Origin of the sequence: Tatumella ptyseos ATCC 33301, assembly GCF_000735525.1 — a bacterium.
Lineage (GTDB): Bacteria > Pseudomonadota > Gammaproteobacteria > Enterobacterales > Enterobacteriaceae > Tatumella > Tatumella ptyseos.
This window is the reverse complement of the sequence record NZ_JMPR01000063.1, coordinates 1-521: the sequence shown is the minus strand read 5'-3', so window position 1 is coordinate 521 and position 521 is coordinate 1. Positions and strand designations below refer to the sequence as shown.

The following is a 521-nucleotide window of genomic DNA, read 5'->3' as shown; positions in this document are numbered from 1 at the left end:
TGCCGCTCTGACGGAGTCACATAGCGTATTCCGCTGTGACGGTGCGTTTCGTTATACCACCGGGTAAATTTATCCACCCACTGGCGGGCATCCGACAGCGTTCTGAACCCCGATGACGGCCACTGCGGCACATACTTCAGCGTCCGGAACAGTGACTCTGCATACGCATTATCGTTACTGACCCGCGGACGGCTGTGAGACGGCGTGATATTCAGTTCGTGCAGTTTCATCTGCAGCGTCTGTGATTTCATGGCTGCGCCGTTATCTGCGTGCAGGACCAGCGGATGCCGCCAGCAGCCTTCACGCATGACACTGCGTTGCATTAAGGCAGCAGCCTGTTCACCGCTTTCTGTCTCATGCACTTCATAACCGGTGATTTTCCGGCTGTACAGGTCAGTTATAATATACAGGTAATACCAGCGTCCACGTACCACCGACGGTAACCCGGTGATGTCCCATGACCAGACCTGACAGGGGCCGGAAGCCGTATAAGTTGTCGGGACAGTGACCTTCTGTTGCCG

Annotated in this window: 1 protein-coding gene; it reads right to left on the bottom strand. The window is 55.5% G+C overall.

The annotated features are described in order from the left end of the window. Window positions 1-521 (bottom strand): IS3 family transposase (locus GTPT_RS16580; RefSeq protein WP_038011914.1); only part of this gene is annotated, 521 nt, incomplete at both ends.